This is a genomic window from Streptomyces sp. CO7 (assembly GCF_053474865.1).
This window is the reverse complement of the sequence record NZ_JBRIOU010000001.1, coordinates 171,005-179,114: the sequence shown is the minus strand read 5'-3', so window position 1 is coordinate 179,114 and position 8,110 is coordinate 171,005. Positions and strand designations below refer to the sequence as shown.

Below are 8,110 nucleotides of genomic sequence, written 5' to 3'. Positions count from 1 at the left end.
GGTCGTAGGAGCCGCCCCCGCGGCCCAGCCGCAGCCCGCCGCGGTCCACCGCCAGTCCCGGCAGCAGGACGACGTCCGCGGCGAGCACCGCCTCGACGCCGCCCGGCGCGCCGCCCGGCTCCAGCAGCGTCATCCGCCCCGCCCCCAGCGGCCGCGCGACCAGCGCGTCCGCGCCGCGGTACTCCGCCCAGTCCAGGTCGTCGTCCTCGCGCAGCACCGGGAGCAGCACCCGCACGCCCCGTGCGCGCAACGCGTCCAGCAGCGCACGGGTCTCCGGTTCCGAGCCCACCGAGACGTACGCCGCGACCGTCCGCGCCCGCGCCACCTCCGGCAGCTCCAGGGCTCGCGCCGCCAGCGCGCGCCCGGCCGCACGGCGCTCGTCGTCCGTCAACCTTCTCCTCGCACGGAGGATCTCCGCCCGCAACCTTCGCTTGGCATCCTCGTCAGTCACTGTTGTCTCCCACCGCGGTGTCTCCCACAGCTTCCCGGCCGCACGATCGGTTCAGTTTTCCGCCCGAATGCAGCCATATGACGTGGAATCGAATGGAGCTCCCGATTCCGTACAACCCAATGGATATGGTTGCGAACATGATGAAGGCACATCCTCGGATCAGTAAGGCTGTCATCCCGGCGGCCGGTCTCGGCACGCGGTTCCTTCCGGCCACCAAGGCGACGCCCAAGGAGATGCTCCCGGTCGTCGACAAGCCGGCGATCCAGTACGTCGTCGAGGAGGCCGTCCAGGCCTGCCTGCGGGACGTGCTGATGGTCACCGGCCGCAACAAGCGCCCGCTCGAGGACCACTTCGACCGCAACTACGAGCTGGAGAACGCCCTCGAGCGCAAGGGCGACAACGACCGGCTGGCCCGCGTCCAGGAGCCGACCGACCTCGCCACCATCCACTACGTCCGCCAGGGCGACCCCAGAGGCCTCGGCCACGCGGTGCTCTGCGCCGCCCCGCACGTCGGCGACGAGCCCTTCGCGGTCCTCCTCGGCGACGACCTGATCGACCCGCGCGACCCGCTGCTCTCCCGCATGATCGAGGTCCAGGCCGAGTACGGCGGCAGCGTCGTGGCGCTGATGGAGGTCGACCCGGCCCAGATCCACCTCTACGGCTGCGCTGCCGTCGAGTGCACCAAGGACGCCGACGTCACCCGGGTGACCGGACTGGTCGAGAAGCCCGAGCCGGCCGACGCCCCGTCCGCCTACGCCGTCATCGGCCGCTACGTCCTCGACCCGGGCATCTTCGAGGTGCTGCGGCACACCGCGCCGGGGCGCGGCGGCGAGATCCAGCTGACCGACGCCCTCCAGCACCTGGCGGCCGACGAGAGCGTCGCCGGACCCGTCCACGGCGTCGTCTTCAAGGGCCGCCGCTATGACACCGGAGACCGTGGCGACTATCTGCGTGCGATTGTCCGACTGGCATGCGAACGTGAGGACCTGGGGCCGGACTTCCGGACCTGGCTCCGCCGATTCGTAGCCGAGGAGATGTAACGGACTTGAGCACCACCGCACCCCGCAGCACCGCGTCGCCGTCGCAGGAGGACCGCCTGTGGACGGTGGAGGAGCACCTCGAGGACATCCTCTCCACCGTCCGCCCCCTCGAGCCGATCGAGCTGCAACTGCTCGACGCCCAGGGCTGCGTCCTGGTCGAGGACGTGACGGTGCCGGTCTCCCTGCCGCCCTTCGACAACAGTTCGATGGACGGCTACGCGGTGCGCGTCGCGGACGTGACGGGTGCGAGCAGGGAGTTCCCCGCAGTCCTCGAGGTGGTCGGGGACGTGGCGGCCGGTCAGGCCCCCGGGCTGAAGGTGGGCCCGGGGCAGACCGCCCGCATCATGACCGGCGCGCCCCTGCCGCCCGGCGCCGAGGCGGTCGTGCCCGTCGAGTGGACCGACGGGGGCCTGGGCGGCGGGCCGGCCACCGGGATGAAGGCCCGCAGCAAGGCGCCCGAGGGCGCCTCCGGGCAGGTCAGGGTCTACCAGGGCGCCGAGGCCGGGGCGCACGTCCGCCGGGCCGGCAGCGACATGAAGGCGGGGGACCGCGCCCTCGCCGCCGGCACCGTCCTCGGGCCCGCCCAGCTCGGCCTGCTCGCCTCCGTGGGCCGGGCCACCGCGAAGGTCCGTCCCCGGCCGCGGGTCGTGGTCCTCTCCACGGGCAGCGAACTCGTGCCGCCCGGCGAGTCCTTGAAGCCCGGGCAGATCCACGACTCCAACAGCTTCGCCCTCACCGCCGCCGCCCGGGAGGCCGGCGCGATCGCCTACCGGGTGGGGGCGGTCGCCGACGACGCGGAGACCCTGCGCACCAGCGTCGACGACCAACTGGTGCGCGCCGACCTGCTGGTGACCAGCGGGGGCGTCAGCGTGGGCGCCTACGACGTGGTCAAGGAGGCGCTCACCGCCCCCGAACCGGCACAGCTCGAGGACGGCGACGAGGGCGGCGGTGAGGACGGCGGCGGGAAGCCGGCCGCCGGCGTCGACTTCCGGCGCGTCGCCATGCAGCCCGGAAAGCCGCAGGGCTTCGGGATGATCGGCCCCGACCACACGCCGGTGCTCACCCTGCCGGGCAACCCGGTCTCCTCGTTCGTCTCCTTCGAGATCTTCGTCCGTCCGGTGATCCGGGCCCTGATGGGCCTGCCCGAGGACCAGCTCCACCGGCCGCGTACCCGGGCGTCCCTGGACGCGGGCAGGGCGCTCTCCTCGCCGCAGGGCCGCCGCCAGTTCCTGCGCGGCCGCCTCGACGGCGACCGGGTCACCCCGGTGGGCGGCGCGGGCTCCCACCTGGTCGGCGCGCTGGCGCAGGCGAACGCGCTGATCGTGGTCCCCGAGGACGTCACCTCGGTGGAGCCCGGCGACGACGTCGAGGTGGTCCTGCTCGGCTGACGGGCCGATCCTGGCGGTACCGTGTCGCGCATCGTCGTGCACACCGCGCACGGCAGCGCACGGCAGCAGCCCTGAACGACTAAGGACGCCTTCCGCATGGGTACGCAGGACCGACTGACCCACATCGACGAGGCGGGCGCCGCCCGCATGGTCGACGTCTCCGGGAAGGACGTGACCGCCCGCACCGCCCGCGCGAGCGGCCGGGTCCTCGTCCACCCGCACGTGGTGGAGCTGCTGCGCGGTGAGGGAGTGCCCAAGGGGGACGCCCTCGCGACCGCGCGGATCGCCGGGATCATGGGCGCCAAGAAGACGCCCGAGCTGATCCCCCTCTGCCACCCGCTGGCCCTCTCCGGGGTGAAGCTCGACCTCGCCGTCGCCGACGACGCCGTCGAGATCACCGCCACGGTGAGGACCACCGACCGCACCGGGGTGGAGATGGAGGCGCTGACCGCCGTCACCGTCGCCGCGCTCACCGTCGTCGACATGGTCAAGGCGGTCGACAAGGGCGCCGTCATCAGCGACGTGCGGGTCGAGGAGAAGACCGGCGGCAAGTCCGGCGAGTGGAGGCGGGCGTGAGCGGTCCTCAGGGGCACGGCGCCCAAGGACCCGGGCTCCAGGGCTACCGGGCACTGGTCGTCACCGCGTCCAACCGGGCCGCCGCCGGGGTGTACGAGGACCGCGGCGGTCCGCTGCTGAAGGCGGGTCTCGAGGCGCTCGGCTTCGCCGTGGACGGTCCCGTGGTGGTCCCCGACGGCGACCCGGTGGAGGCCGCGCTGCGGGACGCCGTCGCGGCCGGCTACGACGTGGTGCTGACCACCGGGGGCACCGGCGTCTCGCCCACCGACCGCACCCCCGAGGCCACCCGCAGGGTCCTGGACCACGAGGTCCCCGGCATCCCCGAGGCGATCCGCGCGTACGGCCGGGACAAGGTTCCCACCGCCGCCCTCTCGCGAGGGCTCGCGGGCGTCGCGGGGCACACGCTGATCGTCAACCTTCCCGGCTCCACGGGCGGGGTGAAGGACGGCCTCGCCGTCCTCGGCGACCTGCTCACGCACGCGGTGGACCAGCTCCGCGGCGGCGACCACCCCTCCTCCGCGCCGTCGGGGGGCCCGTCCTCCGGGGGTGCGAGCTGAACGGCCTGCTCTGGCCCGTGGTCCTGGAACACGGCGACGTCCGGCTGCGGCCGATGCGGATGCGCGACCAGGGCGACTGGCGCGAGGTCAACCGGCGCAACCGCGACTGGCTGCGCCGCTGGGAGGCGACCATCCCGCCCCCGATGCCGGGCGGCCCGGTCACCCACCGGCCCACCTACCGGCAGATGGTCCGTCACCTGCGCGCCGAGGCGCGGGCCGGGCGGATGATGCCCTGGGTCGTCGAGTACCAGGGGCGTCTGGCGGGGCAGCTGACGGTCGGCTCCATCACCTGGGGCTCCATGTGCTCGGGGAACATCGGCTACTGGGTGGACCAGGCGGTGGCCGGCCGAGGGGTGATGCCGACGGCGGTCGCGCTCGCCGCGGACCACAGCTTCCGCTCGGTCGGACTGCACCGGCTGGAGGTCTGCATTCGCCCCGAGAACGGGCCGAGCCGCCGCGTGGTGGAGAAACTCCGATTCCGCGAGGAAGGGCTGCGGCCGCGCTATCTCCACATCGACGGGGACTGGCGCGACCACCTCGTCTACGCGCTCACCGCGGAAGAGGTCCCCGAAGGGATGATGACGCGTCTGTCCAGGCTGAGGGGCCGTACGCCCTGACAGATGCCCGAGAGGGCTCCCTGTCACCGGTAATTGAATAAGTGTTCGAATTTGGGTCCGTTGCGCTCACGTTTGGGTGCAGGAATTCATGCTTCCGGCGGTCTGTGATCACATCGGTCGCCTAAAAGGCTCGAAATATCAGCCAGATCGTGCGACACACCGTGTGAATTGGCAGATGGCCTTACCCAAACCGCTCTACCGTGTGACCGTGAGCAGCAGCGGCCTCATCTACGCAGTCATTGTCGGGGCCTGGGCCGCCTACTTGGTGCCGATGTGGCTCCGTAGGCAGGACGAGCTGAACGAGGCCCGTCCGACGGAACGCTTCAGCACCGCCATCCGGCTGCTGTCCGGAAGGGCGGGGATGGAGCGCCGTTACGCCAAGGACCTCGCGCGCTCCTCCGACGAGGCGGAGCCCGCGGCCGACACGGTCGACCCGGACGCCGTGACCGACTCGGTCGACGTCCGGGCCTTCGCCGTACCCCCGGACGATCCGCGCCCCGCCGGGCCGGAGCAGCGCCGCGGCGAGGCTCCCGGCGCCCGGCGACGGGGCGACGGCCCTGTGCCGGGCAGGCGTCCCGGCCACGAGGCGGCCCCGGGTGATCCGATGCCGGACGCCCAGCGGACCGACCGCCCGGACCGCCCGGACCGCTCCGGGCACCCGGCTCGCGTCGAACGCGCGGACCGCGTCGAGCACCCGGCCCGCACGGAGCGCCTGGAGCGGCCCGACCGTCTCGACCGGGCCTCCCGGGCGGTCGCGGAGCGGAAGGCGGAGGCGGCGCGGGCGAAGATCGCGCGCTCCCGGGTGATGGCACGCAGACGCCGCACCATCACGCTGCTCTTCGTCGCCTTCAGCATCGGCGCGGTCGCCGCCGCGGTCGGCGGCGTCGCCTTCCTCTGGGCGCCGGCCCTGCCGGCCGTGCTGCTCAGCGTCTACATCGCCTACCTCCGCACCCAGGAACGCCGCCGCTTCGCCTACCGCATGGACCGCGGTCAGGCCGAGGAGGCGGCGCGACGCGTGCGTGAGCGGGGCCGTGAGCGGGAGCGGGAGCGCGGCGGACGCCGCCGTCCGCGTCCGTCCCCCGCCGCGGATGCCGAGCGCGGCACCGAACGCCTCCCGCGCGGACCCGAACAGGACCTCGCCGTCCAGCGGCCCGCGGGCCGTCCGGGCGACGGCGTGCCGGAGCCCGAGGGGCACGACCCCGGGCCGGCCACGCTCTCCTCGCTCGCCGCCGACCGGCTCGCCCTGATCGAGCAGACCGACCACGCCGAGTGGGTCGACCAGCAGCGTGAGCCCGAGCGGGACGCGGGTCCCTCCGACAGCTGGGAGCCGGTGCCGGTCCCGCTGCCGACCTACGTCACCGCGCCGGTGGCCCCGCGCGCCACCTCCGACGTCGACCTCACGGACGACGCCTGGAGTTCCGCCCGCGCCGCCGTCGGCGCGGACCGCCACGACCAGCCCGCGGAACCGCAGGGGGCCCAGGAGGCCGAGGCCGCCGACGCGTCCGCGTCCGAGGAGCCCCAGGCCCACCCGGAGCCCCGAGGCCGCTCCGGAGCCCGCCGCGGCCGCGGCCGGGGCCGCACCCCGCTCTTCGACCAGTACGCCGAGGGGGACCGGGACCGGCCCCGGGCGGCCAACGAGTGACCCGCCGGGTGGACCGGCGTCCGGCCTGCGGGGATCGCGCGGAACGGATTACCGACCACCCGGATGGGGATGCTAGAGTTTCACTCGTTGCAAGGGCCTGTGGCGCAGTCCGGTAGCGCACCTCGTTCGCATCGAGGGGGCCAGGGGTTCGAATCCCCTCAGGTCCACCTGCACGACAAGATCCCGACGATCTCACGATCGGCCGGGATCTTCGTCGTTTCCGGGGGCCCCACGCACCGGTGTCCCGAGCCGGGCGGGAGCTCCGCCCGGCTCGGGGTGGGTCAGAGTACGTGGCGGGCGCCGGGGAGGGCCTCGCCGAACCTGAGGTCCGAGTACCGGCGGGTGACGCCGACTCCGTTGCCGCTGAGCGTCGACGAGCTGCCGGCCAGCGGACCGGACGCGGAGCCCTTGGCGGTCCACACCAGCCCGTACCCGTTCTCGGAGGGCACCCCCACCACCGTTTCCGCGCGGCCGTCCTTGTTCAGGTCGCTCAGGTGGACGGAGGCTCCGAACTGGTCGCCGTCCTCGCCGGCGCCGGGCACCCCGGTGGTGTCCTGGGACCAGGACGTGGAGCCGGTCGCGGTGAGTCCGGCGGCGGACCCGCGCAGCAGGGTCGTGGAGCCCGCGTAGCTCTTGGAGCCGAGGGCCTCGTACGGGGCCCCGACCAGGACGTCGGCGTACCTGTCGCCGTCGACGTCGCCGACGGCGAGGGACGATCCGAACAGGTCGCCGTCCTCGGCGGCGCCGGGGACGCCGGCGGTGGCCTGGTGGAAGACCTGGGGCTTCTGGTCGGGGGTGATGCCCTGCGGGCCGCCGTAGAGGACCTGGATCTCGCCGCCGCGGTGGGCGGGCGTCTCCCCGTGGTACACCGACGCGTCGTACGGGACGCCGGTGACCAGGTCGCCGTACCCGTCGCCGTCGACGTCGCCGATCTGGCCCGAAAGGCCGTCGACCAGGGGGAGTTCGGTGTACGAGCCGGGGTGGTTCTCCAGGTGCACCGGTCCGCCGACGTCTCCGTCCGTCGGGCCCCGCAGCCAGAACCGTTCGGCCTTTCCGTCGCCGGTCACGTCGCCGATGACGACGCCCCGGTTGGTGCCGAGCTGGTTCACGACCGACCGGGACGCCGGTGCCCCGGTGCGGGTGAAGGGCCCGGTGTACGTGGTGGCGCCGCAGCGGCCGGTGACGCCGAGGTCGGGCGCGCCGTCGCCGGTGACGTCTCCCGCCGCGATGCCCGCGGCGAAGACGCAGCCCTCGTTCAGGCCGGTCGGGGTCGGGACCGTGGCGCCGCCCTTGAGGCCCGCTGAGCCGCCCCAGACGACCGTGAGCGATCCGGTCTCCGCCATGGTGCCCGCGTCCTCGCCCGGGGAGCCGACGAGCAGGTCGGCGTAGCCGTCCCGGTCCAGGTCGGCGGAGGTGACGGCCGAGCCGAAGTCGTCCCATTCCTCCGGGTTGCCGGGGACGCCGGTCGTGGCCTGCGTGATGACGGTCCGACGGGACGCGGAGACTCCGCCCGCGGAGCCGTAGAACACCACGACCGCGCCCGCGCCCTCGGCGGAGCCGGCGTACGCGCCGGGCGCGCCGACGGCCAGGTCGCGGTACCCGTCGCCGTTGAAGTCGTCCTGCACCGAGGCGGTGTTGGCGCCCCGGTAGGGGGAGGCGGCCCCGGCCGGCGTCGCGGGGACGACGACGGTCAGGGCGGCCGTCGCGCAGACCACGGCCGCGGCGGTGAGCACGGCGCGCGAGGCTCCGCCCGTCCTGCGGCCGGACACGGGCGGGTGGGACACGACGGACCGGTGGGTCGGCATGGTTGCTCCTGCGGCGGGGGTGGCGGAAACGGGG

Annotated in this window: 8 protein-coding genes and 1 tRNA gene; 7 read left to right on the top strand and 2 right to left on the bottom strand. The window is 74.0% G+C overall.

Annotated elements, in window-relative coordinates; all coding sequences use genetic code 11:
• A partial coding sequence (locus ACOV8S_RS00815; RefSeq protein WP_448315318.1) for a 5-formyltetrahydrofolate cyclo-ligase occupies nt 1-391 on the bottom strand: 391 nt, incomplete at its 3' end.
• 197 nt (nt 392-588) lie between these two features.
• Between ACOV8S_RS00815 and galU the strand changes: the two genes are divergently transcribed.
• From galU to ACOV8S_RS00780, 7 genes are all read left to right on the top strand, one after another.
• Nucleotides 589-1,491 carry a UTP--glucose-1-phosphate uridylyltransferase GalU gene (gene galU / locus ACOV8S_RS00810; protein WP_448315316.1) on the top strand — a complete coding sequence of 301 codons (903 nt, stop codon included), beginning with the start codon at nt 589-591 and terminating at the stop codon, nt 1,489-1,491.
• A 5-nt stretch (nt 1,492-1,496) separates the two neighbouring features.
• Nucleotides 1,497-2,879, top strand: a complete 1,383-nt coding sequence (gene glp / locus ACOV8S_RS00805; protein WP_448315314.1) for a molybdotransferase-like divisome protein Glp — start codon at nt 1,497-1,499, stop codon at nt 2,877-2,879.
• 96 nt (nt 2,880-2,975) lie between these two features.
• Complete coding sequence (gene moaC / locus ACOV8S_RS00800; protein ID WP_448315312.1) at nt 2,976-3,455, top strand: cyclic pyranopterin monophosphate synthase MoaC; 480 nt, start codon at nt 2,976-2,978, stop codon at nt 3,453-3,455.
• Nucleotides 3,452-4,012, top strand: a complete 561-nt coding sequence (locus ACOV8S_RS00795) for a MogA/MoaB family molybdenum cofactor biosynthesis protein (protein ID WP_448315310.1) — start codon at nt 3,452-3,454, stop codon at nt 4,010-4,012. Before moaC ends, ACOV8S_RS00795 begins: the two co-directional genes overlap by 4 nt.
• 17 nt (nt 4,013-4,029) lie before the next feature.
• Nucleotides 4,030-4,629, top strand: coding sequence for a GNAT family N-acetyltransferase (locus tag ACOV8S_RS00790; RefSeq protein WP_448315308.1), 600 nt, complete (start codon nt 4,030-4,032; stop codon nt 4,627-4,629).
• 208 nt (nt 4,630-4,837) lie between these two features.
• Nucleotides 4,838-6,271: a hypothetical protein gene (locus ACOV8S_RS00785; protein ID WP_448315306.1), complete on the top strand. Its 1,434-nt coding sequence runs from the start codon at nt 4,838-4,840 to the stop codon at nt 6,269-6,271.
• Between the two features lie 93 nt (nt 6,272-6,364).
• Nucleotides 6,365-6,438 (top strand) — tRNA-Ala (locus tag ACOV8S_RS00780).
• Nucleotides 6,439-6,552: 114 nt separating this feature from the next.
• Here the strand turns inward: ACOV8S_RS00780 and ACOV8S_RS00775 are convergent.
• Nucleotides 6,553-8,076 carry a hypothetical protein gene (locus ACOV8S_RS00775; RefSeq protein ID WP_448315304.1) on the bottom strand — a complete coding sequence of 508 codons (1,524 nt, stop codon included), beginning with the start codon at nt 8,074-8,076 and terminating at the stop codon, nt 6,553-6,555.
• Between the last annotated feature and the right edge of the window lie 34 nt (nt 8,077-8,110).